Consider the following 25,730-nt stretch of genomic DNA (forward strand, 5'->3'; position numbering starts at 1 on the left):
TAAAAAATCTGGTATTTAAAAGGAGTCTTGTTTTTCTAGAGATGCGTGATTACTAGCTTTACGGATTAAAAATCGGTTCTAAACAAAATTAAAGTATATTTATGAGAAGTTTTTAATCTTAACAATCTAATTCATAACTTTGCAACTCTTAAAAACAACCGAAAATTATGTTTGATAATTTAAGTGATAAGTTAGATAAAGCCTTTCATATTCTTAAGGGGCACGGTCAAATTACCGAAGTGAATGTTGCCGAAACCTTGAAAGAAGTGCGCCGGGCATTGGTAGACGCCGATGTGAATTATAAAATTGCTAAAGATTTTACAAAGACTGTAAAAGATAAAGCGATAGGCCAAGATGTACTCAGCAGTTTAAAACCTGGAGAGTTGATGGTGAAGTTGGTGAAAGACGAGCTTACTGCGCTTATGGGTGGCGACGCAAAGGGTATCAATTTATCAGGAAATCCAAGCGTAATATTAATGTCTGGGTTGCAAGGAAGTGGTAAAACTACTTTTTCAGGTAAGTTAGCCAACTTTCTAAAGAACAAAAAAACCAAAAAACCTTTATTAGTAGCTTGTGATGTATACAGGCCAGCGGCAATCGATCAGCTGCACGTGGTAGGTGAGCAGATAGGGGTTGAAGTATACTCAAATAGAGAAACTAAAGATCCTGTAAAAATTGCACAAGATGCTATTGCACATGCAAAAGAGAATGGGTTTAATGTGGTGATTATAGATACTGCCGGTCGATTAGCAGTTGATGAGGCAATGATGACCGAAATTTCAAATATTCATAAGGCTATACAACCGCAAGAAACCTTGTTTGTGGTCGACTCTATGACTGGTCAAGATGCGGTAAATACTGCAAAAGCATTTAATGATATATTAAATTTTGACGGTGTAATTTTAACCAAGCTAGACGGTGATACCCGTGGTGGTGCTGCAATTTCAATTAAATCTGTTGTAGATAAGCCTATAAAGTTTATAGGTACGGGAGAAAAAATGGAAGCTATTGATGTTTTCTACCCTGAACGTATGGCCGATAGAATATTGGGGATGGGTGATGTGGTATCATTGGTTGAGAGAGCCCAAGAACAATATGACGAAGAAGAAGCCAGAAAACTTCAAAAGAAAATTGCGAAAAATCAATTTGGTTTTGATGATTTCTTGAATCAAATCCAGCAGGTTAAGAAGATGGGTAACATGAAAGACCTTATCGGCATGATACCTGGCGCTGGTAAAATGATGAAGGATATTGATATTGATGATGATGCTTTTAAACATATTGAGGCCATTATACATTCTATGACTCCAGAAGAAAGAGCGAAACCGAGTATTATTAATGCTAGTCGGAAAAAACGAATAGGAAAAGGTTCTGGTACTTCTGTAACGCAAGTAAATCAGCTACTAAAGCAATTTAATCAGATGAGTAAGATGATGAAGATGATGCAAGGTGGAGGCGGCAAAAAGATGATGCAAATGATGAAAGGATTAAGATAAAACAAGAAAAGCTGAGTTCGAAACAACTTGGCTTTTTTGCATTATATAACACACAACATGACAATTTTAGACGGTAAAAAAGTAAGTAGCGATATAAAAGATGAAATCGCTATTGAAGTAAAAAAAATGAAAGAGCGGGGCGAAAAAGTACCGCATTTAGCAGCCATTATTGTGGGTAATGATGGAGCTAGTATGACCTATGTGAATTCTAAAGTGAAAGCTTGCGAGCGAGTTGGTTTTGAATCTACTATGGTACGTATGTCTAGTAATTCTTCAGAAATTGAACTGCTAGATAAAATAGAGGAGTTAAATCAAAATGAAGCCATTGATGGTTTTATCATTCAATTGCCTCTGCCGCCACAAATAAACACCCAACGCGTCTTGATGGCTGTTGATCCCGATAAAGATGTAGACGGTTTTCACCCGACTAATTTCGGTAAAATGTCATTAGATATGACTTCATTTATACCTGCCACACCTTATGGTATTTTAGAGTTGTTGGAGCGCTATGATATTCCTACTAAAGGAAAACATACTGTGGTAATAGGGCGAAGCCATATTGTAGGAAGACCTATGAGTATTTTGATGGGTAGAGTAGGCTTTCCTGGTAACTCAACCGTAACGCTAACGCACCGATACACCAAAAATATAACACAAATAACCTCTCAAGCAGATATTATTATTATCGCTGTAGGAACACCCAATTTCCTTAAAGCCGAAATGGTTAAAGACGATGCAGTGATAATAGATGTAGGTATTACCCGAGTACCAGATGATAATGCTTCAAAAGGGTATGTGATAACAGGTGATGTTGATTTTGAGAATGTAAAGAAGAAGGCTTCTTATATTACTCCTGTCCCAGGAGGAGTAGGGCCAATGACCATTGCTATGCTGCTTAAAAACACTTTATTAGCGCGAGAACGACATAGAATGAGAAATCCATTAAATTAATTAAGAAATGGCCCTTTTGTAATAGGGCCTTTTTTATTCTTCTTTGTTTATTTTCCAGTCCAGGTAGTTATGTAAATCGCTCTCTATAAATCGTAAAGCAAAGGTAAATACACTTAAATCATCTATATAGCCTAGTCCAGGAATAAAATCGGGAACTACATCAAGTGGATTTAAAACATAAATGAGTGAAAATACAATAGACCCTATGGTAAACCAAGGCACTTCGGTATATAAGCCTCGCCTATAATCCTTGAGCATCAATAGCATTTGCTTAGCCATCTCTGCGTATTTTTCAAATACCCCAGCGTTTTTAATTTTCTGTTCAATCTCATTTTCTTGCGTCAATGTATTATCTACATCACTCTTGGTAATGCCAGAAACTTTACGCTCAAAATAATTTTCGTCTATCTTTTTGCTGCTTGTAGCCATATGTTACAATTTTTTGTTTTGGTGTAAGTTTTCTAATTTCTGATTTTCTGTGTCAGCTGTTTCGGTTGAGTTAACTTCTTTTTTTCCGTATTCTTTCTTATAAATTTTCACCATTAATAAAAATAATGAGATAAGTAGTGGGCCAAAAATTAGACCAATAAAACCAAATAAAGGTACCCCTACCACAACTCCGATAAGGGTTAAAAGTGGATGAACATCAGATAAGCGTTTTAATACATAAAGCCGAATAATGTTATCGGTAGATCCGATAACTACCACGCCGTAAATAAGCATAGCAATAGCTTCCCAGTTTTGGCCTTGTGAAAAAAGCAAAATAGTTACTGGTAGAATCCCGATAGCCGTGCCCACAAAAGGAATCATAGAGCCAATGGTGGTAATCACAAACCAAAAGAATGGATCTGGAACTCCTAATATTAAAAAGCCTATAAGGGCTATAATGCCTTGACAAATTGCTACTAAAGGAATTCCTATAGCATTGGCCTTAACCATTGATGTGCTTTCTTGCCCAATTAAAGTTAAATTTTCTCTATTAATAGGAATATAATCACCCAGCATTCTTTGCATGTGGTCTCTTTTGGTGAGCATATAATACAAAAGAAAATACATTATACCTATTGCTATAAATGCATCAAATGTTCCCCCTGCTAAATTCTGAAGGTTACTTGATATTAAATTGGTTACTTCATTGGTATTTATTTGCTTGGTAATATCGAAATTTGAGGAATACTGATTGATTAATGTATTTAAATCTTGCAGTTGTGCGTTGATGGCTTGTAAAACTTTTTCTGAGTTATTTACGGCTTTACTTACTTTTGAAGTAAGCAAAAGGACCATTCCGCTTACTGGTATTAAGATTCCAATAAAGGAAAACAACATCAACACCGTTGCAGCAAGATCTTTATTCCAGTTTCTTTTTTCTAATTTTACCATCCACTTTTTGAGTAGTACATAAAAGGTGATAGCCCCCAAAACACCCGAAAAGTAGGGTAACATTTCAGCAAAGATTAAAAATCCCGAAACGCCTATTATCAAAAGGGTGAATAATTGTCTTACCAATTTAGGGTGAAGTTGTTTCATCAAGCAGTAAATATTTCGTTAGTGTTTTTATAGGCTTTAAACTCTAGGGCGTTTCCAGAGGGGTCTTTAAAAAATAAAACCTTTTGTTCTCCAGGTTGATTTTGAAACCGAATACAAGGAGAAATAATATAGTCGATATTTTCGAGATTTAATTGAGCTGAAAATTCATCGAAAAAAAACCAGTCTAAAATCAGTCCAAAATGAGGAACGGGAACCTTTTGATCATCTACTTCATTGCCAAAATTGGGAGGTTCATATTGAGGTACCTCGTGTATAACCAATTGGTGACCACCAAAATTATAGTCGATCCAATGTTTGCTGCTTCGACCTTCTTTTAGTTTGAGACGTTGACTATAAAAGGACCTTGATTCCGTAAGATTTTTAACGGGTATCGCCAAGTGAAATAAGGGTACTTCTTTCATAATTAGTTATTGCGTAAGGCTTTGATAAGTTCATCCTTATTCATGGTAGACCGACCGTCAATTCCAATATCTTGGGCACGTTCATATAACTCTTGCTTGGTCCAATCTTCGTACGGTGACGCCTTTCCTCCTTTTTGGCTAGCATTTTTGGTGTTGGCAATGCGGGCAGCCTTTTCTTGGCTATATCCCTGATCTCTTAAGGCTTCGTATTGTTCTTCATTTTTTATACTTGGTCTGCTCATATCTTATCTTTTGCTCTAAATTTACCAAGTATTTTTAAATATCCTCCTTAAAAGAATGTTAGATTTTATGATTAACTATATTATTTATTTCGTGAATGTGTTTTTTTTGAGCTTTTAAGAATTGTCTGTAGATCAGTTAATTCTTGACGTGTAAGTTCCCTATACTTGCCTACAGGAACATCTAGTGGGATGTTAATTATTCGCGTTCGTTTAAGTTGAACCACTTGATATCCTAAATACTCGCACATGCGCCTTATTTGCCGGTTTAAACCTTGAGTAAGGACAATTTCAAAATCGTGACTTCCTGTTTTCTTTACGTGGCATTTTTTTGTAACCGTTCCTAAAATCGGAATTCCGTTTGCCATACGCTTAATAAATTGCTGGGTTACCGGCCGATTCACTTTTACTTGGTATTCTTTACCGTGGTTGTTGTTTGAGCGTAATATTTTATTCACAATATCTCCGTCGTTGGTTAGTAATAATAAACCTTCACTAGGCTTGTCTAACCTACCTATAGGGAAAATCCTCGTAGGGTAATTTATATAGTCTATTACATTATTTTTTTCAACGCGGGTATCGGTTGTGCAAACAATCCCTACCGGCTTATGAAAAGCAAGATAAACAGGTTTTTCTTTAGCGACAATGATTTTACCGTTAACGGCTACCTGATCTTCGGGTAGCACTTTTGTTCCCATTTCGGGTACCCTACCGTTTATGGTTACTACTCCAGCCGCAATGAGTTCATCGGCTTTGCGTCTTGAGCAAAAGCCAGCTTCACTTAAAAATTTATTTATTCTTTTGCCTTGTGGGATGTCACTCATGACTAATTTGCATTTAAAAATTTTATTATTTCTGTGTTCACTTCGGGGCTGTATAATGAATGACCTAATCCTTCTGTTTCAATCAAAAACGAATTTTGCCAAGCATTATGTATACTTCTCGATGCATAAACAGGTGCAATTTTATCATACTTATCATGAATAATTAAGCCAGGTATTTGAAGACTTTTAGCAAATTTAGCAATAGAAAAATCATTGTATTTATAGCCTAGGTTTTTAAAAAAATAATTTTCTAAATCTTGAATTAAAGAAGGTCTAAGTTTTAAAATAGCTTGATAATCGCTAATTATTTTTTGCAATTCTGATGGAGGGCCAAGTAAAACCAATTTTTCAATTGGTGATTTATAGGTGTATTGTTCGTAAACGCTAGCCATAGCGCCCATACTGTGCCCAATAACATAGGCGGGATTTATTTTTTGCAGCGCTTGATGAATTACTTGAGCATATAAAGGCACGTGTATGATTTTTCCCTTTGAATTACCATGAGCGGGAGCATCTAATGCGTGAACATCAAACGACTGTTCTTGAAGTCTTTCAATGAGTTTTTTCCAGCGGTGTGTGTTGCTTTCCCAACCATGAATTAATAAGACCCTTTTGCCTTCTCCGGGCCATCTGTAACATTGAATTGAGGTGCCCTCAACCATTATTTCTTGGGTCTTTGCTGGATTTAAAAACGCGTTATGATGAGGTTTGGCTTTTCCCAATCTTGGCGTGCAAAAGAGCTTATAGGCTTTTTTGGTGGCTTTCGCCGAATGCACTAAGTGAAGCGAATTTAATTGCGCTCCAATTATTTTAGGGATGAATTTTTTAATGGTCTTTTTCATATTTCCGTAAAGTAAAAAATATATTAATTAACCTGATGCGCTTTAACAAATTTTAAAGCCGCTTGTTCATCTTGCCAAGAAAGCACTTTTTGGTAAGGGCCCAATCGATAATCTTCAAAATACCTGTTTATCGTTTTGATTATGTCTGGGTAGTTGGCGGCCAGGTCTTCAAAATTCTCAAAAGGAGACCAGGCCTGCGACCTGCCAGAATCGATACCCACCAGTTTATAGGTAATGGTATCTTGAGTAGCAACTTTAAGTAGCGCTAATAATTTTACACCTACGGTTTGTGCTTGTTTTGCATCAGTGTTTACCAAAAGCACCTCTAGTGGCCTGTTTGATTTACCTAACTCAATTTGGGTAGAGGGTATGAAGCCGATACTAAAAGGTAGCGCAAGGTACTTGATTTTTCCTTGTTTTAAAAAACTAGTGTCTGGCAAAAAACGCTTGTCTTTAATCTGATAGGTGTTTTTAATAAGTGAGCCCGCGGTTGTGCTTATGACCGATTGCAACTCACCATTTTTAAATGAATTTTGCTCATATAAATTGGCTGTGGCTGGTTCTCCTTGTTTGCAGCTTGACAAGCTTATAAATCCAATAAACATCAAGTAAATCTGGAGTTTCTTACTTAATCCCATCCTAAGTAAAGGTGTTTTATAGTTGCATCATCTTTAATTTGGCTAGGTTCAATTGGTAGATTTGTGTTGTATCTGGCGTCACCGCTTACAAATTCTTTATCGATACTCAAGTATAAATTTTGTTCGTTTAAAAAAATTACCGCTGTGCGTAGGGTATTTTCAATACGCGAAATTTTATAGTGTTCTTGAATTTTTCTAAAAGTAGATTGTATAGAGATTCCTTTCGCAGTGTGAAATAAAGAGTCTTTTATTTGAATGTTGGCTACAGTACTTGTAGAATCAAAATCATTTTTGGGAATTAAAACCAGACGTTCCCGACCTTCTTTTGAGTATACGATAAATTCATCTTGACTACTAAACCTACTATTAATGCGCCGCTTTACAACCGAATCATTTTTAAATATAGAGTCTAAGGTGTATATGGGCGTGTCTTTTTGTAATAAGCCAATTTGATTGGGCTGAATCAATAAGGATTGGTCGGGTTTTGAGGGTTGACAGGCATTTAATACAAGGATAATTGATAAGGCGCTTAAAAGTCTCATAAAAGTAAAAAATTAAGCTGCAAAATTAGTAATACTAACTTGGTTCAAGAAATTTAAGCATATAATATTTGGTAAGTCTATTTTTTAAAAAGGGTATTGTTTATCTTTGCAGCCTATGACAAAGAAAGAACAGGAAAAACTGGTAAGTACAGGCGAAATGCTACCCTTGATGGAAGAATTTTACACCATACAGGGTGAGGGTTTTTATAAGGGGACAGCCGCTTATTTTATACGAATTGGCGGATGTGATGTAGGCTGTCATTGGTGTGATGTTAAAGAAAGCTGGGACGCAGAAAAGCATCCGCCAAGTTTGACCTCAACCATTGTAAAGAAAGCCTTAGATAATAGCAAAACTGTTGTTGTAACAGGGGGAGAGCCTTTAATGTGGAATATGAGCCCTATCACGAAAGCCATAAAACAGGGGGGCGGAAAAACGCATATCGAAACTTCTGGAGCCTTTGAGGTAACCGGAGATTGGGATTGGTTTTGTTTATCGCCAAAGAAAAATAAATTACCAACTTTAGAAGCCTATAAACGTGCAAATGAACTTAAGGTAATTGTTTACAACAAACATGATTTTAAATTTGCCGAAGAACAAGCTGCTAAAGTGGGAGAAGACTGTATCTTGTATTTGCAGCCAGAATGGAGCGTCCGAGATAAGATGATTCCGCTTATGGTTGATTATGTAATGCAAAATCCTAAATGGAAAATTTCATTGCAAACGCATAAATATCTTAATATACCTTAATCTAAACTTTTTTTAAAGGGAACCTTTATAAAAGTATCGTCCCAGCCTATAAATAAATTGATACCGTTTTGGGCAGGCTGAAAGGCTATAGAAAAAATTTCGATTATACTGGCTGCTCTTTGAGCAGGAACCTTTATTCTAAGGGCATCAAGTTTTTCGTTATAATTAAAGGCGCCCCAAGCATTTTGAGCTTCATTAAAAATTATCGTCCAAATTTTAGGGCCTGGAATAGTATATAGGCTATACGTGCCTGGGTCTAGACAAATACCGTTTATATAAAGTTCTTCATAAAGAGTAATCTCGGTAGACTCATTGGCTCCTGTGCGCCAAACTTGATTAAACGGAACTAGTGCACCAAAAATCTCTCTATCCTTCTTACGAGGACGACTGTAAATAATTCGAGCCAACGGCGAGTTGTCGGTATTTCGAATTACGCTTACGTCCATAGGGCTTTCATCTAAATCTTTGAAGTCTTGTGCCAAACCCATTTGGTAAGTGCATATGAATAAGAAAAAGATGATAAGGTAACGCATGCTAATTTTTTTGCTAAGATAATAAAATTGAAATCCATACAATCAGTAAAAAAATGTTAATAACTTAAATTTGAATGGAGCGTTAAGCTTTTTTTACCCACGTGCTTTTGCTATATTTGTTGATAATAAGTTAGACCTATGAGCGAAGAAAATAAAAAGAATTATTCGGCCGATAGTATTCAGGCCTTAGAAGGAATGGAGCATGTAAGAATGCGTCCGTCTATGTATATTGGAGATGTAGGAAACAGAGGATTGCATCACTTGGTTTATGAGGTGGTAGACAATTCTATAGATGAAGCAATGGCAGGTTATTGCGACTCCATAGATGTAATAATTAATGAAGATGGCTCAATTACCACCATAGATAACGGGCGTGGTATTCCTGTAGATATCCATAAAAAAGAGGGAGTTTCTGCCTTGCAGGTGGTTATGACCAAAATTGGAGCGGGAGGAAAGTTTGATAAAGATTCGTATAAAGTTTCTGGAGGTTTACACGGTGTAGGAGTTAGTTGTGTAAACGCATTGTCTGTACATTTGCATGCCGAAGTGCATAAGCAGGGTAAGGTGTGGGAGCAAGAATATGAAAGAGGTAAGCCTCTATATCCCGTTAAAAGTACAGGAGAAACAGATTACAACGGAACAATAGTTACATTTAAGCCAGACGATCAAATTTTTAAAGAGGGTACACGATATAATTATGAAACCTTGGCAAGTCGTTTGCGCGAATTGGCTTTCTTGAATAAAGGAATCAAAATCTCTTTGACAGATAAAAGAGAGCAAGATGAAGATGGTAACTTTAGAAGTGATGCTTTTCACTCAGAGGAAGGATTAAAAGAATTTATCCGCTTTCTAGATGAAACTCGTGAACCTATTATTCAAGATGTAATCTCTATGGAAGGAGAAAAAAATGAGATTCCTGTTGAGGTTGCGATGATTTATAACGATTCTTATAATGAGAATTTGCATTCATACGTAAATAATATTAACACACACGAAGGAGGTACACACCTTAGCGGATTTAGAAGAGGCTTAACATCTACATTAAAAAAATATGCCGATGCTTCGGGAATGTTAGATAAACTTAAATTTGAAGTTTCTGGTGATGATTTTAGAGAAGGATTAACCGCAATTGTTTCAGTAAAAGTGGCTGAGCCTCAATTTGAGGGGCAAACCAAAACAAAATTGGGTAATCGTGAAGTGACTTCAGCGGTTTCGCAAGCCGTTTCTGAAATGCTTGAAAACTATCTCGAAGAAAACCCTAACGATGCCAAAACCATTGTTCAAAAGGTGATATTAGCCGCTCAGGCTCGCCACGCTGCCAAAAAAGCAAGAGAAATGGTGCAGCGGAAAACCGTTATGAGCGGAGGAGGACTTCCGGGTAAATTATCCGATTGCTCAGAGCAAGATCCAGAGCAATGTGAGGTGTTCCTTGTCGAGGGAGACTCGGCAGGTGGTACGGCTAAACAAGGACGTGACAGAAATTTTCAAGCAATTTTGCCGCTTAGAGGGAAGATTCTGAATGTTGAAAAGGCAATGCAACATAAGGTCTTTGAAAATGAAGAGATTCGGAACATTTATACCGCTCTTGGTGTAACTATTGGTACAGAAGAAGATAGTAAAGCACTTAATTTGGAAAAATTAAGGTATCATAAAATTGTAATTATGTGTGATGCCGATGTAGATGGTAGTCATATTGCAACCTTAATTCTTACTTTTTTCTTTAGATATATGCGTGAACTTATTGAAGCAGGGCATATTTTTATCGCGACACCGCCACTTTACTTAATTAAAAAAGGTAGTAAAAAAAGGTATGCTTGGAGTGAGAAAGAACGAGATGAGATTTCTAATGAATATGCAGGGGGTATAACCATACAACGATACAAAGGTTTGGGAGAAATGAATGCTGAACAGTTGTGGGATACCACCATGAATCCAGAATTTAGAACTCTACGTCAGGTGACTATAGATAACGCCAGTGAGGCCGATCGTATTTTTTCAATGTTAATGGGAGATGAAGTACCTCCAAGAAGAGAGTTTATTGAGAAAAATGCAATTTATGCAAATATAGATGCATAATATATTTTATCTTTACATAAAAAACCTGCTTCTTTAAGCAGGTTTTTTTATTGAAAAAAATGTACATTTAACAAAAATTAACGCTTTTGATAGGTAGAACCTTTCCCTTATGCATCCTTTTTTTGATTAGCTGTCAAATTCAGGCGCAAGAAGATTTAAATACATTTGTCGAGCATTTAGTTAAAGATGTAAGTCAATTTGGCGAAGCTTTTGTAGATCCTGCTGCAAGTGGGCTAATGTTTAATGTGAGCAATGCTTGGTATAGTTCGGCCAAGACCAAAAAATGGGGTGAATTAGATTTTAGCCTGGCCTCTAATATAACCTTTGTAGATCGTAGCAAAAATAGTTTTACCCTCAACACAAAAGATTATTATAATTTAAGATTTAAAGATGGTAGTGACATTAAAGATGTAGCCAGCATCTTTGGTGCAAACGAGCCAGATGTAAATGTAATGATAGATTATCAAGTAGGAGATGAGCAGGAAGTTATCGAAATAAGATTGCCCCAAGGTGTAGACGAAAATTTTAGATTGGCTCCGCAGGTTTTTATGCAAACTGATATTGGTTTGCCTTGGGCTAGCGAGCTTAAATTGAGGTATTCACCAAATATTGCTTATGGTCCAATCGAGCGTAGTATGTGGGGGCTAGGTTTGCAACACGAACTCACCCATTGGTTCAAAACCGAAAACTGGTTTTTGTCTGCCTTAATCGCTTTCAATAAATTTGAAGGCTTTTTTGACACAAAAGAGTCTGGTGAAATTCAAAATGAAAAACAAGGAATCAATACTCAGATGGATATCGTGCACGCTGCACTTATAGGGTCAAAAACTTTGGGTAAGTTTGATCTCTATGCAGGGGTGGGCTACTTCACCGCTCAGTCGACTACGCATTTTAACGGTGTTTATGAAATTGATAGACAAAATGAATTATTTCAATCCCTTGTGAAAAAGTTTTCTGTTGAAAATAAAGCAACCAATTTCAATTTTACTGCAGGTGTAAAATACAATATTAGCAGTGCCTTAAGTACAAGAGTAGCTGCAAGTTTACAGCAATTCTACGCCATTCATTTAGGGGTTTCCTATAAAATATATTATAGATGATAAACAAGTCAATTATTAAAACGGGAATTGTGATTTCACTTTTATTAAGTGGATTCATCGCTAAGGCACAGACAGAAGTTCAAGATATTCTTCAGGCCGGTTTAAGTGACGCCAAAACCTACCTTGGAAAATATATAAAACCAGCAACTTCAACCCTGGGTTACTTGGTAAATACAGGCTGGTATTATCGAGGTAATGCAAAAGATGCGGGACGTTTTGAGCTTTCGCTGATTACTAATGCAGCTTTTTTACCAGAAGAAAAGCAAAAATTTTTATTTAGAGAATCAGATTATGAACATTTGAGTTTGCCCTCTGGTCAAAAACAAGATCATGTGCCAACTTTACTGGGCTCTAAAGAAAGTGTAAATGTTTTGGTGCGATTTGAGGATGAAAACGGAGATACGCAAAGTTTTTCATTAATGTTGCCTGGTGGCTTACTAGATGAAAAACTTAACACTGTGCCTTCGGCATTTCTACAAGGATCGGTTGGTTTAGGGTGGGGCCTTGAACTTAAGGCTCGAGTGATACCTAAAATTAATTATGACGATGTAGAAACCGGACTTTATGGAGCTGGACTGCAATATGAAATCTCAAGGTTGTTTAGCAAAAAAGATGATGCTAATATTGCTGTTTCATTGTTAGCTGGTTACACCAAGCTTGAGGCTAGTTATGCCTTAGAATCTGCACAGGTTTCATCCGCGAAAGCGAACTTAGAATCAAATGTTTCGGCCTGGCAATTTGCTTTAGTAGGTTCTACCAATTTTAAAACCTTGAATTTTTATGGGGGCCTAAACTATAATCTGCAAAATAGAGAGACTGGTTTAATGGGGCGCTATACTATAAGTGAGGGGGAGTTGGCAGGACAAACCATTACCAATCCGTTTACAATTGTTCAAGATAATGCTGTGGTCTCAGGAACCTTGGGTTTGAATCTGCGGCTTGGTTTTTTTGACCTGAACGCAGCCTATAATTTTCAAGAGATAAATACCCTAAATGTGGGATTAAATTTTGGTATTTAAAGTCTGCATTTAGCTATAAAATAAATGCTTTTTGTATTTTAGCATCTCAAAATCATTCAATTAATTAAAATATATAAAACTATGAAAGTTACTGTTGTAGGTGCAGGAGCAGTTGGTGCTAGTTGTGCAGAGTATATCGCTATTAAGAATTTTGCTTCAGAAGTGGTATTGTTAGACATTAAAGAAGATTACGCAGAAGGGAAAGCGATGGATTTGATGCAAACCGCCTCGTTAAACGGATTTGACACCAAGATAACTGGAAGCACAAACGATTATGCTAAGACGGCAGGCAGTGATATTGCTGTAATTACAAGTGGAATTCCACGTAAACCAGGAATGACTAGAGAAGAACTTATTGGTATTAATGCGGGAATTGTAAAAGAGGTTTCTAGCAACATTATTAAGCATTCTCCAGATGTTATAATCATTGTAGTAAGTAATCCAATGGATACAATGACCTATTTAGTGCATAAAACTACCAATTTACCTAAGAATAGAATCATTGGTATGGGAGGGGCTTTAGATAGTGCACGATTTAAATATAGATTAGCAGAGGCTTTAGAGGCTCCAATTTCTGATGTAGACGGTATGGTAATTGGAGGGCACAGCGATAAAGGAATGGTGCCCTTAACACGTTTGGCAACTCGCAATAGTGTGTTGGTTTCAGAATTTATTTCTGACGAGCGTTTAAATCAAGTGGCTGCAGATACTAAAGTAGGCGGAGCAACCTTGACCAAGATGTTAGGAACTAGTGCTTGGTATGCGCCAGGAGCCGCGGTTTCTGGTTTAGTACAGGCAATCGCGTGTGACCAGAAAAAAATGTTTCCTTGTTCTACGCTTTTAGAGGGTGAATACGGATTAAACGATCTTTGTATTGGTACCCCTGTAATATTAGGTAGAAATGGAATTGAAAAGATTGTTGAAATCGAACTAGATGAAAACGAAAAGAAGCAACTTCACGAAAGTGCTGAGGGTGTTAAAAAAACAAACGGTTTGTTAGATTTATAAACCACAAAATATCAAGAAAGGCTGTTTAAGAAATAATTATTTTGTTTTCTAGCAAGATGATATTAAGTTTTTTAAACAGCCTTATTTGTGAAATTTATCTTAATAAAAATATTGGCAATTCTTTTTCGAAAGCCTATATTTGTCCGTTTTATAAAAATAAACTATTAATTAACTTAAAGAATAATGCAGAATAAGGGAATAATCAAGCTATTCGCAATTCTATTCGGTTTGGTAAGTATTTACCAATTATCGTTTACATTTATCGCAAACAGTGTCGAAGAAGACGCAGAGGCATATGCGAAGCAAAAAATAAGCACTGAGGTTCAAAATTACTCAAGTTTAAGAGAAATTGAAGAAGGTAGATATCTAGATTCTGTAGGGAATCAAGAGATCTTTGCTGGTATAACCTACAATACCTCAAAAGACAAAGAATTAAATAAAGGGTTAGACCTTAAAGGAGGTATAAATGTTATTTTACAGATTTCTGTAAAAGACATTTTAAGAGAATTGGCGAACAATTCTAAAGATCCTGCCTTTAATAAAGCTTTAGCTAGAGCCGATGAGTTGCAAAAAGAATCGCAAGATGATTATGTAAACTTATTTTTTGAAGCATTTGAAGAGACGCCTGATGCCAAATTGGCCTCACCTGATGTTTTTGCCAATAAAAATTTGAGCGACGATATCAATTTTGAGATGAGTAATGCTCAAGTAAAACCAATCATCAGAAAACGTATAGATGAAAGTATAACTTCGGCATTTGAGGTACTTAGAAAGCGTATTGATAAGTTTGGTGTTACCCAGCCAAATATTCAACGTTTGGGTAATTCTGGAAGAATTTTGGTAGAGCTTCCAGGAGCAAAAGATATAGATCGAGTTAAGAAATTACTTCAAAGTACAGCTCAGTTAGAATTTTGGCATGTATTCAAAGGGCAGGAATTAGCCCCCTTCTTGGCGCAAGCAAACGCTAAGTTGAAGGAAATGCAAGCATCAAAAACAGAAGAAGCAACAAATGATAAGGCACAAGACTCTACCAGTACAGATCAAGATATTGATGATCTTATCGCAGATGCAGAAACTGATGATGCTGCAGATATCGCTAAAAATAATCCGTTATTTAGTAAATTACAGCCAGTTGCTGGTCAAGGACCAGTTTTAGGAACTGCAAATATTAAAGATACGGCTGCGGTTGGCGCTTACCTAAGAATGCCACAAATTCGCAATTTGCTTCCCGCTAATCAGCGCTATGCAAAATTTGTTTGGGGAAAACCAGTAAACGGCAGCGAATTTATTGACTTATATGCTTTAAAAGCGAATAAAACCAATACACCAGACCTTAGTGGTGGAGTAATTACTAACGCTACCCAAACGTATGATCAATTGGGGAGAATAGCGGTTTCTATGGAGATGAACGGTAAAGGAGCAAAAACCTGGGAAGAAATGACTACGGTAGCCTTCAACAACCAATCTCAAATTGCTATTGTTTTAGATGATATTGTATATTCTGCACCAGGAATTTCAAGTGGTCCAATCTCCGGGGGTCGTAGTGAAATAACAGGTAGTTTTACCATTACTGAGGGGCAAGATTTAGCTAATGTTCTACGAGCAGGTAAGCTGCCAGCTTCTGCAGATATCGTACAAAGTGAGGTAGTAGGACCTTCTTTAGGTCAAGAAGCCATAGATAGTGGTATTCTTTCTTTTGCTATTGCACTAGCCTTTGTATTACTTTGGATGGTGTTTTATTACGGAAAAGCAGGTCTTTTTGCGGATGTAGCCTTAGCAGTTAATATTTTATTTATCTTTGGTATTTTGGCAGGATTAGGTGCTGTTCTTACACTGCCTGGTATTGCTGGTATCGTTTTGACCATTGGTATGTCTGTAGATGCTAACGTTCTTATATTTGAGCGTATTCGAGAAGAAATTGCCAAAGGTAAAGCACAGGTGGATGCGATTAAAGACGGATTTAGCAATGCTTTATCCTCTATTTTAGATGCCAATATTACGACTGGCCTTACCGGTATTATTCTATTGGTTTTTGGAACTGGACCTATTAAAGGTTTCGCTACAACTTTGTTAATTGGTATTTGTACATCTTTATTTACGGCTATTTTTATTACTCGTTTGTTTATCGACGGTTATGGAAAGAATGGTAAATCATTAGATTTTGCTACTGCAGCAACTAAAAATCTATTTAAAAATGTAAGTATCAAGTTCATCGTAAAACGTAAGATTTCTTATGTTGTTTCAGGAATTTTAGTTGTAGCCAGTGTGGCAGCCTTATTAACTACTGGACTTAATCAAGGGGTAGATTTTGTGGGAGGAAGAACCTATACCGTTCGTTTTGATAAATCAGTTACTGCTTCAGAAATTGAGACCAAATTGGTAGATGTTTTTGGTAGTGCAGAAGCTAAAACTTTTGGAGCCGATAATCAGTTAAAAATTACCACGAAATATAAGGTAGAAGAAGAAGGAACAGAGGTAGATAATGAAATAAGCAATATGCTGTTTGATGCGCTTAAAGCGGATTTACCTGAAGGATTAACTTACGAAGAATTTAACCTTTCAAGTGGAGAAGGTCACCAAGTTGGAGTGATGTCTTCCATGAAAGTAGGACCTACCATAGCAGATGATATTAAAAAAGCTTCTGTTTGGGCCGTGTTAGGTTCATTAATCGTTGTATTCTTATATATTTTATTCAGATTTAGAAAGTGGCAATTTAGTTTAGGAGCGGTAGCTGCGGTATTCCACGATGTTGTTATAATTTTAGGAATATTTTCAATTGCAAAAGGTTTTATGCCTTTTAGCATGGAAATAAATCAAGCCTTTATTGCGGCTATTTTAACGGTTGTTGGTTATTCATTAAATGATACGGTGGTAGTATTCGATCGTATTAGAGAGTATTTTAATGAGCACACCACTTGGCCATTTAAGAAAACTATCAATGCTGCTTTAAATAGTACCATTAGTAGAACAGTGAATACATCGTTAACAACGCTTATTGTTTTATTAGCAATTTTCATCTTTGGAGGAGAAAGCATTCGAGGATTCATGTTTGCATTAATTATTGGTGTGTTAGTAGGTACTTACTCATCTTTGTTTATCGCAACACCCTTAATGTATGATACGGCTAAGAAGAAAAGCGATGAGTTATTAGCTAAAAAAGAGGAAGAAATTGAAGAAGAAGTTATAGCTTAAATCTTGCTTAAATAAATATTTAAAAAAAAGTTGTTTCACTAATTGAAGCAACTTTTTTTTATATTGTTAAGGGTGTGAATTTATCTTCACGCTTCAAGGATAATCTTGTATTATTGCCGGTTTAAAAATAGAATTGGCATTTAGATACCTTTCATAGTCTAACAATAAACCTTTAAATACTCAATAAAATACGGTACAGAAATCAACAAAACACGTATAAATAATAAATAACTTAACAAATACAATCTGTATCAGCCCTAGCTGGTTTCTAATAGATATTAAAGCGTAATTTTTCGGCTTTATTTGCTGGGTAATTTATTTATTCTGTAGTTCAACAGGTATAAGTATAAACAAGTTTTGTAAAGTAGGATGTTTTATATTTTTTAAAACATTTTACGGAAATATAAGGCTAAGCACTTCGGTATTCTTTCACTCGATTTAATCGATTTTTTCATCATAAAAAAACCAGTAAAATTTCTTTTACTGGTTGTATAATAAAGTCTGGTTAAGTTTCCTTTAAGGGAGGCAATATTAATTCTTCGAGAATTGTTTTTGGGCGCGAAAAATTAAAAATAAACCTATGGCAATGAAAGGTAAGCTTAGCCATTGCCCTGTATTTAAAGCCCATTCGGCACGTTGGTCTACTTGGGCTTCTTTAACAAACTCTACCATAAATCGAACGCTCCACAGCATTACTAAAAATGCCCCGAAGATAAAACCAAGTTTTTCTTTACTATTTGTGCTCCAATAAAGATAAGAAAGAATAATAAACACGATAACATAACAACCAGCCTCATATAATTGAGCTGGATGCCTAGGGAAATTTTCGCCTAGTTGGGCGAAAATTACACCGTAGTCAGAAAAAGTGGGTTTACCAATAATTTCAGAATTAATAAAATTGCCTATCCGAATAAAAACACCTCCAATGGCAACCGGTAGAACAATACGGTCTAGTATAAAGAGCATCGGTTTTTTTAGTATTTTTTTGGAATACAGAAACATTGCAATTATAATTCCTATGGCCGCACCGTGACTGGCCAAGCCTTGAAAACCTGTAAATTCAAATTCAGGATTAAACCTGGCTGGTAAGAGAATAGACAATGGATCTTCAAAAATTAATTCAGATTGATAAAAGAAAACATGACCTAAACGAGCTCCTAAGAGCGTCGCGATAACGGTATATAGAAATAAAGGATCTAATTTTTCTTCTGAAATATTTTCGTGGGCAAACATTTTTTTAATGATGTACCAGCCCAATGCAAACGCAATAACATACATCATACTGTAGTATCTAAGCGTAAAAAAGCCTAAATCAATTCCTAAAGACGGATCCCAAACTATGGCATTACTTATCATATACTAATTTTTATTGTTTACAGGGTAAATATAAGGATATATTTAGCTTAGAGCGGAGATTGTATTATTAAATCCGTGGTCTGCATTAAGGAACGGGATCATAGCCACTTTTCCCCCAAGGGTGACATTTTAAAATTCTTTTAAAGCCCAAATAACCACCTTTAAACAATCCGTGTTTTTTAAGTGCTTCTTGTGCGTAAGAAGAACAGGTTGGCTGAAATCGACAAGTCGCAGGCGTAAGAGGCGAGATGAATTTTTTATAGAGCCAAATTAAAGCTAATAAAGGCGCTATAACTATTTTCTTAATCATTTTTAATGGTAAAAGAAGTGCCTTCGCGGCTATCTTTTAACTGAATGCCTACTTTATTAAGCTCATCTCTTATTAAGTCACTAAGGGCGAAGTCTTTGTTGTCGCGAGCCTTTTTTCTTAAATTTATAAGTAGTTCAACTAATTTTTCTACCCGGTTACTATCTTGATTACTTACAAGGTTAGCATTAGGAATTAAACCCATAACATCGAAAACGAAATTATGCATTGTTTCAGATAGTACCACTTTGTCTGCAGCGGTTATTTTAGCTTGTTCTGTGCGAACTGCGTTTATCATTTTTACCGCCTCGAAAAGATGTGCAATCAGAATTGGACTATTAAAATCATCATTCATAGCATCGTAGCAGTTTTGACGCCATTTGCTGATGTTCAAACTGCTCTTGCTTGATTCTGGAAGTGAGTCGACTAAACTTATGGCTTCCATTAAGCGATTAAAACCTTTTTCTGCAGCCTGCAGAGCTTCATCTGAAAAATCGAGAATACTTCTGTAGTTGGCCTGAAGCATAAAAAATCGGGTAACCGAGGGACTATAAGATTTACTCAATACATCATTGTTACCAGAAAATAATTCTTTTGGCAAAATATTATTACCGGTACTTTTGGCCATTTTTTTACCATTTAAGGTAAGCATGTTGGCATGCATCCAATAGTTCACAGGAGACTTATCGTGTGCGGCTTCCCCTTGAGCAATTTCACATTCGTGGTGAGGGAATTTTAAGTCCATTCCTCCTCCGTGAATATCAAATGACTCTCCTAAATATTTGGAGCTCATTACGGTGCATTCTAGGTGCCAACCGGGAAACCCAACACCCCAAGGGGACGGCCAGCGCATAATGTGCTGCGGTTCAGCTTTTTTCCATAAAGCAAAATCTTGTGGATTCTTTTTATCTGATTGCCCGTCGAGTTCGCGGGTATTCGCAATCATATCTTCTAATTTTCTTTTGCTCAGAATACCATAGTGTTTACTTTGGTTATATTTTAAAACATCAAAGTAAACAGAGCCGTTGGCTTCATAAGCTAAGCCTTTTTCAATAATTTTTTTGATCAGTTCTATTTGCTCAATAATATGACCTGTCGCAGTAGGCTCAATGCTTGGCGGTAAGTTATTGAATTGATGTAAAATCTGGTGAAAGTCTACCGTGTATTTTTGAACCACTTCCATGGGTTCAATTTCTTCTAAACGAGCCTTCTTTGCAATTCTATCTTCGCCAGTTTCGGCATCGTTTTCTAAATGACCAGCGTCTGTTATATTACGCACGTAACGCACTTTATACCCTAAATGCTTTAAATACCTGAAAACTAAATCAAAAGAAATAAAGGTTCGGCAGTTCCCTAAATGCACGTTACTGTAGACAGTGGGGCCACAAACATACATTCCCACATAATCTTTCGTGATAGGCTTAAAACGTTCTTTTTCTCCCGTAAGAGAATTGTAAATTTTTAACTCTTGATTTTCGTATAAGGGCATGGGTATAATTTTTAACTTGGTGTAATGAATTTAAAACTTTAAAATTCAGTATCCATATTGATGTAGTCTAAAAACTCTCTTTTTATATTCTTGTCTTTAAACTTACCACCAAATTCGCTTGTAACGGTACTACTTTCAATATCTCGTATTCCTCGACTGTTGACACAAAGATGCTTGGCGTCGATAACACAAGCCACATCGTCTGTGCCTAGTGCTTTTTGAAGCTCGGCAACAATTTGCATGGTTAAGCGCTCTTGCACTTGAGGTCTTTTGGCATAATAGTCTACAATCCTATTCATCTTTGATAGACCTACGACAGTGCCATTTGAAATATAGGCGACGTGTGCGCGGCCCACAATAGGTAGCAAATGATGTTCGCAGGTAGAATAAACCGTAATGTTTTTCTCTACTAGCATTTCTCCGTATTTGTAATTGTTTTGAAAAACCGAAGCTTTAGGTTTTCTCTTGGGATGCAAACCGGCAAAAGACTCATTCACAAACATTTTAGCCACTCGTAAAGGAGTTCCTTTTAAGCTATCGTCTTCTAAGTCTAAACCCAAAGTCTTTAATATATTGTGAACGTCTTGCTGTATTATGGCAATCTTTTCTTCATCTGTTTTTTCAAACGCATCTTTTCTTAGCGGATTCTCTGCGCTAGAACTTACATGGTTGTCACCAATTTCATCTATATTTTCCAAGATATTATCAATTTTCATTTTATAAACCTCTATCAATTTTAAGTGGGCAAAGATAAGCATTTATGTTTTTCTAAACTAAAGCTTTATTCGGCAAGGCGAAAACATTATAGTTTTTAACTTAATTTTGGCCTATGATTAAGTTTTCAAAAATTGTAACAAAAGCTTTACACCTAAAGAATTGGTAATAAACAGACAGAACTTATACTGCTTGCCTACATATCAAATATAAAACTCATTATGTAGTTAGAATCATTTCTTTCTAATTGCACAGTATTGCTTAAGCCTGTTTTTAATAGGTCTTGTTGCATGTTTACCTGATAGTAGCTGTAGGCAAAATCTATTTTTATTCGACCAAAATTATATCCTAAACCAGCTGAAAATCCGTAAAGATCGTCTTGTAAATCCTTACTTTCAAATGGGGATTGTTCAAAACGAGCTCCTGCACGTAGACTCCAATTTTTAAGACGATGTTCTGCGCCCATTCTTATGCTTGAGGCGGCAGTTAATCTGTTGCTTAAGCCTTTATTTTGTAGTTCGAAATTTTGGTTTTCTCTAGATCGCAATTTAATATTACCATAGTTTTTATAGCCGTAATCTAAACTAACCAGTGTTGAAGGTGCAAAAATCAAAGCTGCACTTGCTTTTATTTGACCTGGTGTCCTAAGTTTATAATTTGGAAAAACGTTCACAATAAAAGGATTAGCAGTAGCATTACCAAATTCTTGACTTGAGGTGCTTAGATATTGAGTCGTTTCGTCAGAAATGGTGTACCAAGTGGGAGAGTCGTAACTCAACCCAAGTCGTAAAAACTTATTGATCTTAGCTATTCCACCTAATTGAAAAGAAAATCCAGAACCTATTGTGCTCAGGTTGTTTTCGAAGTAAATTGAGGATAATCTGCTGCTTTGATTTGGTCTTTCAAAATAACTTGTAATGCGTTCAAAATTAATGAAATGAGCGTTTAGGTTGAGACCTATATAAAATTTATTTTGCAAGGCTAAGGAACCGTTTAAAGAGAATTTGCCGTTAAAGCCTGTGCCTTGTTGGCTATAGGAATGATAAGTGTTATTGGTGGTAGTATTTGAAATATATTGCGTGTTTTCTAAGTCATTCGGATCTGCTGGATCAAAAAGATAAGTTTCGTAACCCAAGTAAGCTGTTTGCAGTTCGGAGTTTGTAACTCCTAAGTTATTAAAATTAGTTTCACCCAAAAATCGATATAAATCATCTAAAGATTCACCAGGCCGTGTGGTGAACAAATCAAGGGGAATACCATTAGCTAAATTTGTAAAGTACGAACCGATAGACTCGTTGCTTGTTCCGCGAGCAAGAAAATTTTGTTCCAAATTTTTTTGCTGATCATAGGTGAGACCAAAACTGAATTTATTTACAGTGGCTTGAGGATTATAATTTTCAAAAACATAGACTGCCCCAGCTTGAGGAATGTGAAATTCATTTTCTTTCGCAGCTCCATTTTCACCGGCAAAAGAAGAATTGTTTTTGAGATGCTGATAACCAAAGGTGAACCCTGCCGTGTTATGCAGAAAAATTGAGGATCCGGCAGGATTAACTTGGAGCGCAGATAAATCACCACCTAAAGCGCCGAAAGCTCCGCTCATGGCCGTAAAACGTGCCGTTCCTAAAACATCAGACTGTCCAAAATTTAGTGCCTCATTAATACTTTGAGCAGCACCTATTGTTGAAATAAGTGCTGCTGTTATTATACTTATATATTTTTTTTTCATAAGGATATTTTTATCTAGGAGAACGACGAGAAGAACTACCCCTGCTGCTTCTTGTTCCGCTACTTGATCGGCTAGAGCTAGAAGATCTTGTAGAGCTCGAATTGCGGGTTGATCGACTAGGTGAATAAGTGCGATTGCTTGAATTTGTAGACCTACGGTTTATAGAGTTCGAACTTCTGGTGCTAGGACGTGCGCTTCGGTTGTAGTAACCACTTCTTCTACTGGTTTGAGTAGCCGATGAATTTCTGTTTACACCTCGATTGCTTTGGTAACGGCTATCACCTCTAGCATTAATGCCACGGGTGTTTTTTATGGTCGTTCTTGATTGACTTCTCCGAATGCTATTATTGCTACTTCTGTTTATACCGCTATTTGAATTTCTACGGTAGCTTTCTGAGGCATTTCTACGATAGCTATCACCGGCATTGCGTCTGTAATTGCTATTACGCGTGTTGCGATAATTTCTAGTTGCATCGTGATAGGCTATTGAGTGTCTATAATTATGATAGGCAGGATGATAAGCCACGCCACCATAAAATGGGTGATTCCAAGCGCCCCAGTAATTATAAGGGTGTCCCCATCCCCAATAGGCCGATCCCCAGCCAAATCGAGGGTTGTGCCAACCCCATCCCCAAGCACCGTAAAAACCTCCATACCAGCCACCGTAAAAAGGATCATTCCAAATACCCCAAGGATGGTAAAACCCAGAAAACAAATAAGGATTTCTATCAATAACGGTAATATTAACCTCGGTAGGGTTAGACCCCCAGCTAGCATTGTTGTAGGCATATTCCTCATCTTCGTAAATTACATTTTCTTGACCGTTGTCTTGATAATCACGCTGTGTAGTGTAATTATCAATATCGGTAAAAACTTCATTCTCTTGGTTTACTCCTTGAGCCATAGTGATTTGCTCACCTTGTTCTTTAAAGTAATTCTGATAGTAACCAGTCTTTTCATTTTGACGCTGCTGTGGCGTAGCAGTAGAACGATTTACGTTTTGACTGTAGATTCCATCTTGAGGAATAGACGTATTCTGATAGGTGCCACACGATAGCAGTAAAAATAGCATCCCTAACCCAAGTGGCCAAGATGCGTATTTCAATATATTTATAGAATTAAGATGCATATCTTTTGTATTTTATTGTTGAACATTTCAAATTTAACTAGTTTTGCCTAAACTAAAAATTCATTAACAATAGCACAAGCATTGTGCCAAAGATATATATATGGCAAATAAGCTAACCTCAAGAAGTACAGATTATTCAAAGTGGTATAATGAGCTTGTTGTACAAGCAGATCTAGCAGAGAACTCGGCTGTTAGAGGGTGTATGGTGATTAAGCCTTATGGGTATGCCATATGGGAAAAAATGCAAGCTCAATTAGATAAGCGTTTCAAAGAGACGGGTCATCAAAATGCTTATTTCCCTTTATTTGTCCCAAAAAGCCTATTCGAAGCCGAGGAAAAAAACGCAGAGGGGTTTGCAAAAGAGTGTGCGGTAGTAACGCACTATAGACTAAAAACAGACCCTAGTGATGCATCAAAATTAATTGTAGATCCAGAGGCTAAATTAGAAGAGGAATTAGTGGTTAGGCCAACCTCCGAAGCTATTATTTGGAATACCTATAAAGGTTGGATACAATCTTATCGTGATTTACCTATTAAGATTAACCAATGGGCTAATGTGGTACGATGGGAAATGCGTACACGTTTGTTTTTAAGAACAGCCGAATTTTTGTGGCAAGAGGGGCATACGGCTCACGAAACAAGAGAAGAGGCTTTATTTGAAACCAAGCAAATGAATGAAGTGTATGCTGATTTTGTAGAAAATTTTATGGCAATTCCGGTTATTCAGGGTAAAAAAACCGAAAGTGAGCGTTTTGCAGGTGCAGAAGAAACTTATTGTATTGAAGCGCTTATGCAAGACGGGAAGGCTCTTCAGGCAGGAACTTCACATTTTTTAGGTCAAAATTTTGCTAAGGCCTTTGACGTAAAATATGCTAGCAAAGAAGGTAAATTGGAACACGTTTGGGCTACTAGTTGGGGTGTGTCTACGCGATTGATGGGAGCTTTAATTATGACTCATAGCGATGATAAAGGACTTGTGTTGCCGCCAAAATTAGCGCCTAATCAAGTGGTTATAGTTCCTATTTATAAAGGAGAAGAGCAATTAAAACAAATTGCCGAAAAGGCACAAATAATTGCTCAAAATCTTAGAGAAGCCGGTATTTCGGTGAAATTTGACGATCGTGATACACATAAACCAGGCTGGAAATTTGCTCAATATGAATTACAAGGGGTTCCTGTACGTTTGGCAATAGGACCAAAAGATTTAGAAAAAGGTACAGTAGAGTTGGCTAGACGCGACACCCTTACCAAAGAATTTATAAAACAAGATGAACTTGTAGAGAAAGTGAAAGCTTTAATGGTTGAAATTCAAGATAATCTATTTAATAAGGCACTTAACTACAGAAATGAACACATTTCTAAAGTTGAAGATTTTGAAACATTCAAAAAAGTATTAAAAGAAAAAGGTGGTTTTATTTCAGCTCATTGGGATGGGACAGCCGAAACCGAAGAGAGAATTAAAGAATTGACTAAGGCAACCATTCGTTGTATTCCTTTTGATGCTGAAAATGAATCGGGTAGCTGCGTGTTTACTGGTAAGCCATCTAATCAGCGTGTTTTATTTGCTAAGGCTTATTAAAAAAAGTGCAAAAAAAAATGAAATTTTGTTTGGTGCATTTAAAATAAGTCTTATTTTTGCATCCGCATTCAAGCAATAATGGTCCGTTCGTCTAGGGGTTAGGACGCCAGGTTTTCATCCTGGTAACAGGGGTTCGAATCCCCTACGGACTACAAAGTAACAAACAGTCGGTTTGTTTTTGAAATAAGTAAACTAATGGTCCGTTCGTCTAGGGGTTAGGACGCCAGGTTTTCATCCTGGTAACAGGGGTTCGAATCCCCTACGGACTAC

At 36.6% G+C, this 25,730-nt stretch carries 24 protein-coding genes and 2 tRNA genes; 11 read left to right on the top strand and 15 right to left on the bottom strand.

The genetic code is table 11. The features are described from left to right. Positions 1-167: 167 nt before the first annotated feature. Both ffh and ACH2AZ_RS10610 read left to right on the top strand, forming a co-directional pair. Positions 168-1,496 (top strand): signal recognition particle protein, encoded by a 1,329-nt coding sequence (ffh, locus tag ACH2AZ_RS10605; RefSeq protein ID WP_394907813.1) that lies wholly within the window; start codon positions 168-170, stop codon positions 1,494-1,496. Between the two features lie 57 nt (positions 1,497-1,553). After that, on the top strand, positions 1,554-2,447 hold the full coding sequence (locus ACH2AZ_RS10610) for a bifunctional 5,10-methylenetetrahydrofolate dehydrogenase/5,10-methenyltetrahydrofolate cyclohydrolase (RefSeq protein WP_394907814.1): 894 nt from the start codon (positions 1,554-1,556) through the stop codon (positions 2,445-2,447). Between the two features lie 33 nt (positions 2,448-2,480). On the opposite strand, the gene ACH2AZ_RS10615 is transcribed toward ACH2AZ_RS10610, so the two are convergent. The 8 genes from ACH2AZ_RS10615 to ACH2AZ_RS10650 form a co-directional block, all read right to left on the bottom strand. Beyond that, positions 2,481-2,876, bottom strand: a complete 396-nt coding sequence (locus ACH2AZ_RS10615) for a YkvA family protein (protein WP_394907815.1) — start codon at positions 2,874-2,876, stop codon at positions 2,481-2,483. Positions 2,877-2,879: 3 nt separating this feature from the next. After that, complete coding sequence (locus ACH2AZ_RS10620; RefSeq protein ID WP_394907816.1) at positions 2,880-3,974, bottom strand: AI-2E family transporter; 1,095 nt, start codon at positions 3,972-3,974, stop codon at positions 2,880-2,882. Next, positions 3,974-4,396 carry a VOC family protein gene (locus ACH2AZ_RS10625; protein WP_394907817.1) on the bottom strand — a complete coding sequence of 141 codons (423 nt, stop codon included), beginning with the start codon at positions 4,394-4,396 and terminating at the stop codon, positions 3,974-3,976. The genes ACH2AZ_RS10620 and ACH2AZ_RS10625 overlap by 1 nt, the downstream gene beginning before the upstream one ends. A gap of 2 nt (positions 4,397-4,398) precedes the next feature. Next, complete coding sequence (locus ACH2AZ_RS10630) at positions 4,399-4,638, bottom strand: Rho termination factor (RefSeq protein ID WP_394907818.1); 240 nt, start codon at positions 4,636-4,638, stop codon at positions 4,399-4,401. Positions 4,639-4,718: 80 nt separating this feature from the next. After that, positions 4,719-5,459, bottom strand: coding sequence for a pseudouridine synthase (locus ACH2AZ_RS10635; RefSeq protein ID WP_394907819.1), 741 nt, complete (start codon positions 5,457-5,459; stop codon positions 4,719-4,721). A gap of 2 nt (positions 5,460-5,461) precedes the next feature. Next, positions 5,462-6,301, bottom strand: coding sequence for an alpha/beta hydrolase (locus tag ACH2AZ_RS10640; RefSeq protein ID WP_394907820.1), 840 nt, complete (start codon positions 6,299-6,301; stop codon positions 5,462-5,464). Between the two features lie 23 nt (positions 6,302-6,324). Continuing rightward, positions 6,325-6,885, bottom strand: a complete 561-nt coding sequence (locus ACH2AZ_RS10645) for an inorganic diphosphatase (protein WP_394907821.1) — start codon at positions 6,883-6,885, stop codon at positions 6,325-6,327. A gap of 44 nt (positions 6,886-6,929) precedes the next feature. Continuing rightward, positions 6,930-7,481 (bottom strand): hypothetical protein, encoded by a 552-nt coding sequence (locus ACH2AZ_RS10650; protein WP_394907822.1) that lies wholly within the window; start codon positions 7,479-7,481, stop codon positions 6,930-6,932. 115 nt (positions 7,482-7,596) lie between these two features. Between ACH2AZ_RS10650 and ACH2AZ_RS10655 the strand changes: the two genes are divergently transcribed. Continuing rightward, positions 7,597-8,229 carry a 7-carboxy-7-deazaguanine synthase QueE gene (locus tag ACH2AZ_RS10655; RefSeq protein ID WP_394907823.1) on the top strand — a complete coding sequence of 211 codons (633 nt, stop codon included), beginning with the start codon at positions 7,597-7,599 and terminating at the stop codon, positions 8,227-8,229. Here ACH2AZ_RS10655 and ACH2AZ_RS10660 read toward each other — a convergent pair. Next, positions 8,226-8,762 carry a DUF2911 domain-containing protein gene (locus ACH2AZ_RS10660; RefSeq protein WP_394907824.1) on the bottom strand — a complete coding sequence of 179 codons (537 nt, stop codon included), beginning with the start codon at positions 8,760-8,762 and terminating at the stop codon, positions 8,226-8,228. The genes ACH2AZ_RS10655 and ACH2AZ_RS10660 overlap by 4 nt on opposite strands. A 138-nt stretch (positions 8,763-8,900) precedes the next feature. Between ACH2AZ_RS10660 and gyrB the strand changes: the two genes are divergently transcribed. From gyrB to secDF, 5 genes are all read left to right on the top strand, one after another. Continuing rightward, the gene (gene gyrB / locus ACH2AZ_RS10665) at positions 8,901-10,838 is read left to right on the top strand and encodes a DNA topoisomerase (ATP-hydrolyzing) subunit B (protein WP_394907825.1); all 1,938 of its coding nucleotides are present in this window, start codon (positions 8,901-8,903) and stop codon (positions 10,836-10,838) included. 86 nt (positions 10,839-10,924) lie between these two features. Further along, complete coding sequence (locus ACH2AZ_RS10670; protein WP_394907826.1) at positions 10,925-11,938, top strand: DUF6588 family protein; 1,014 nt, start codon at positions 10,925-10,927, stop codon at positions 11,936-11,938. Beyond that, a complete protein-coding gene (locus ACH2AZ_RS10675) occupies positions 11,935-12,957 on the top strand; it encodes a DUF6588 family protein (protein ID WP_394907827.1) in 1,023 nt (340 codons plus the stop codon). Before ACH2AZ_RS10670 ends, ACH2AZ_RS10675 begins: the two co-directional genes overlap by 4 nt. 81 nt (positions 12,958-13,038) lie before the next feature. Beyond that, positions 13,039-13,965: a malate dehydrogenase gene (mdh, locus tag ACH2AZ_RS10680; RefSeq protein ID WP_379043336.1), complete on the top strand. Its 927-nt coding sequence runs from the start codon at positions 13,039-13,041 to the stop codon at positions 13,963-13,965. Positions 13,966-14,148: 183 nt separating this feature from the next. Beyond that, positions 14,149-17,157, top strand: coding sequence for a protein translocase subunit SecDF (gene secDF / locus ACH2AZ_RS10685; RefSeq protein WP_394907828.1), 3,009 nt, complete (start codon positions 14,149-14,151; stop codon positions 17,155-17,157). Between the two features lie 531 nt (positions 17,158-17,688). On the opposite strand, the gene lgt is transcribed toward secDF, so the two are convergent. The 6 genes from lgt to ACH2AZ_RS10715 form a co-directional block, all read right to left on the bottom strand. Then, positions 17,689-18,513, bottom strand: coding sequence for a prolipoprotein diacylglyceryl transferase (lgt, locus tag ACH2AZ_RS10690; protein ID WP_394907829.1), 825 nt, complete (start codon positions 18,511-18,513; stop codon positions 17,689-17,691). Positions 18,514-18,598: 85 nt separating this feature from the next. Continuing rightward, entirely contained in the window at positions 18,599-18,823 is a 225-nt protein-coding gene (yidD, locus tag ACH2AZ_RS10695) for a membrane protein insertion efficiency factor YidD (protein ID WP_394907830.1), read from the bottom strand. After that, a complete protein-coding gene (cysS, locus tag ACH2AZ_RS10700; protein WP_394907831.1) occupies positions 18,816-20,309 on the bottom strand; it encodes a cysteine--tRNA ligase in 1,494 nt (497 codons plus the stop codon). Before cysS ends, yidD begins: the two co-directional genes overlap by 8 nt. Before the next feature lie 38 nt (positions 20,310-20,347). Continuing rightward, positions 20,348-21,025: a GTP cyclohydrolase I FolE gene (gene folE / locus ACH2AZ_RS10705; protein WP_394907836.1), complete on the bottom strand. Its 678-nt coding sequence runs from the start codon at positions 21,023-21,025 to the stop codon at positions 20,348-20,350. A gap of 194 nt (positions 21,026-21,219) precedes the next feature. Next, positions 21,220-22,752, bottom strand: coding sequence for an OmpP1/FadL family transporter (locus ACH2AZ_RS10710; RefSeq protein WP_394907832.1), 1,533 nt, complete (start codon positions 22,750-22,752; stop codon positions 21,220-21,222). A 10-nt stretch (positions 22,753-22,762) separates the two neighbouring features. Beyond that, on the bottom strand, positions 22,763-23,881 hold the full coding sequence (locus ACH2AZ_RS10715) for a hypothetical protein (protein ID WP_394907833.1): 1,119 nt from the start codon (positions 23,879-23,881) through the stop codon (positions 22,763-22,765). 100 nt (positions 23,882-23,981) lie between these two features. Between ACH2AZ_RS10715 and proS the strand changes: the two genes are divergently transcribed. From proS to ACH2AZ_RS10730, 3 genes are all read left to right on the top strand, one after another. Next, positions 23,982-25,460, top strand: coding sequence for a proline--tRNA ligase (proS, locus tag ACH2AZ_RS10720; protein WP_394907834.1), 1,479 nt, complete (start codon positions 23,982-23,984; stop codon positions 25,458-25,460). An 80-nt stretch (positions 25,461-25,540) separates the two neighbouring features. Beyond that, a tRNA-Glu gene (locus tag ACH2AZ_RS10725) sits at positions 25,541-25,612 on the top strand. Positions 25,613-25,657: 45 nt separating this feature from the next. Beyond that, positions 25,658-25,729 (top strand) — tRNA-Glu (locus ACH2AZ_RS10730). Position 25,730: the final 1 nt, after the last annotated feature.

This window comes from uncultured Mesonia sp. (assembly GCA_947499595.1).
In the GTDB taxonomy this organism is placed as follows: Bacteria; Bacteroidota; Bacteroidia; order Flavobacteriales; family Flavobacteriaceae; genus Mesonia; species Mesonia sediminis.

What these genes read in the sequence shown, in the direction of transcription:
- ffh (WP_394907813.1), top strand. Translation starts at nt 168, where the DNA reads ATGTTTGATAATTTAAGTGATAAGTTAGATAAAGCCTTTCATATTCTT.
- ACH2AZ_RS10610 (WP_394907814.1), top strand. Translation starts at nt 1,554, where the DNA reads ATGACAATTTTAGACGGTAAAAAAGTAAGTAGCGATATAAAAGATGAA.
- ACH2AZ_RS10615 (WP_394907815.1), bottom strand. Translation starts at nt 2,876, where the DNA reads ATGGCTACAAGCAGCAAAAAGATAGACGAAAATTATTTTGAGCGTAAA.
- ACH2AZ_RS10620 (WP_394907816.1), bottom strand. Translation starts at nt 3,974, where the DNA reads ATGAAACAACTTCACCCTAAATTGGTAAGACAATTATTCACCCTTTTG.
- ACH2AZ_RS10625 (WP_394907817.1), bottom strand. Translation starts at nt 4,396, where the DNA reads ATGAAAGAAGTACCCTTATTTCACTTGGCGATACCCGTTAAAAATCTT.
- ACH2AZ_RS10630 (WP_394907818.1), bottom strand. Translation starts at nt 4,638, where the DNA reads ATGAGCAGACCAAGTATAAAAAATGAAGAACAATACGAAGCCTTAAGA.
- ACH2AZ_RS10635 (WP_394907819.1), bottom strand. Translation starts at nt 5,459, where the DNA reads ATGAGTGACATCCCACAAGGCAAAAGAATAAATAAATTTTTAAGTGAA.
- ACH2AZ_RS10640 (WP_394907820.1), bottom strand. Translation starts at nt 6,301, where the DNA reads ATGAAAAAGACCATTAAAAAATTCATCCCTAAAATAATTGGAGCGCAA.
- ACH2AZ_RS10650 (WP_394907822.1), bottom strand. Translation starts at nt 7,481, where the DNA reads ATGAGACTTTTAAGCGCCTTATCAATTATCCTTGTATTAAATGCCTGT.
- ACH2AZ_RS10655 (WP_394907823.1), top strand. Translation starts at nt 7,597, where the DNA reads ATGACAAAGAAAGAACAGGAAAAACTGGTAAGTACAGGCGAAATGCTA.
- ACH2AZ_RS10660 (WP_394907824.1), bottom strand. Translation starts at nt 8,762, where the DNA reads ATGCGTTACCTTATCATCTTTTTCTTATTCATATGCACTTACCAAATG.
- gyrB (WP_394907825.1), top strand. Translation starts at nt 8,901, where the DNA reads ATGAGCGAAGAAAATAAAAAGAATTATTCGGCCGATAGTATTCAGGCC.
- ACH2AZ_RS10675 (WP_394907827.1), top strand. Translation starts at nt 11,935, where the DNA reads ATGATAAACAAGTCAATTATTAAAACGGGAATTGTGATTTCACTTTTA.
- mdh (WP_379043336.1), top strand. Translation starts at nt 13,039, where the DNA reads ATGAAAGTTACTGTTGTAGGTGCAGGAGCAGTTGGTGCTAGTTGTGCA.
- secDF (WP_394907828.1), top strand. Translation starts at nt 14,149, where the DNA reads ATGCAGAATAAGGGAATAATCAAGCTATTCGCAATTCTATTCGGTTTG.
- lgt (WP_394907829.1), bottom strand. Translation starts at nt 18,513, where the DNA reads ATGATAAGTAATGCCATAGTTTGGGATCCGTCTTTAGGAATTGATTTA.
- yidD (WP_394907830.1), bottom strand. Translation starts at nt 18,823, where the DNA reads ATGATTAAGAAAATAGTTATAGCGCCTTTATTAGCTTTAATTTGGCTC.
- cysS (WP_394907831.1), bottom strand. Translation starts at nt 20,309, where the DNA reads ATGCCCTTATACGAAAATCAAGAGTTAAAAATTTACAATTCTCTTACG.
- folE (WP_394907836.1), bottom strand. Translation starts at nt 21,025, where the DNA reads ATGAAAATTGATAATATCTTGGAAAATATAGATGAAATTGGTGACAAC.
- ACH2AZ_RS10710 (WP_394907832.1), bottom strand. Translation starts at nt 22,752, where the DNA reads ATGAAAAAAAAATATATAAGTATAATAACAGCAGCACTTATTTCAACA.
- ACH2AZ_RS10715 (WP_394907833.1), bottom strand. Translation starts at nt 23,881, where the DNA reads ATGCATCTTAATTCTATAAATATATTGAAATACGCATCTTGGCCACTT.
- proS (WP_394907834.1), top strand. Translation starts at nt 23,982, where the DNA reads ATGGCAAATAAGCTAACCTCAAGAAGTACAGATTATTCAAAGTGGTAT.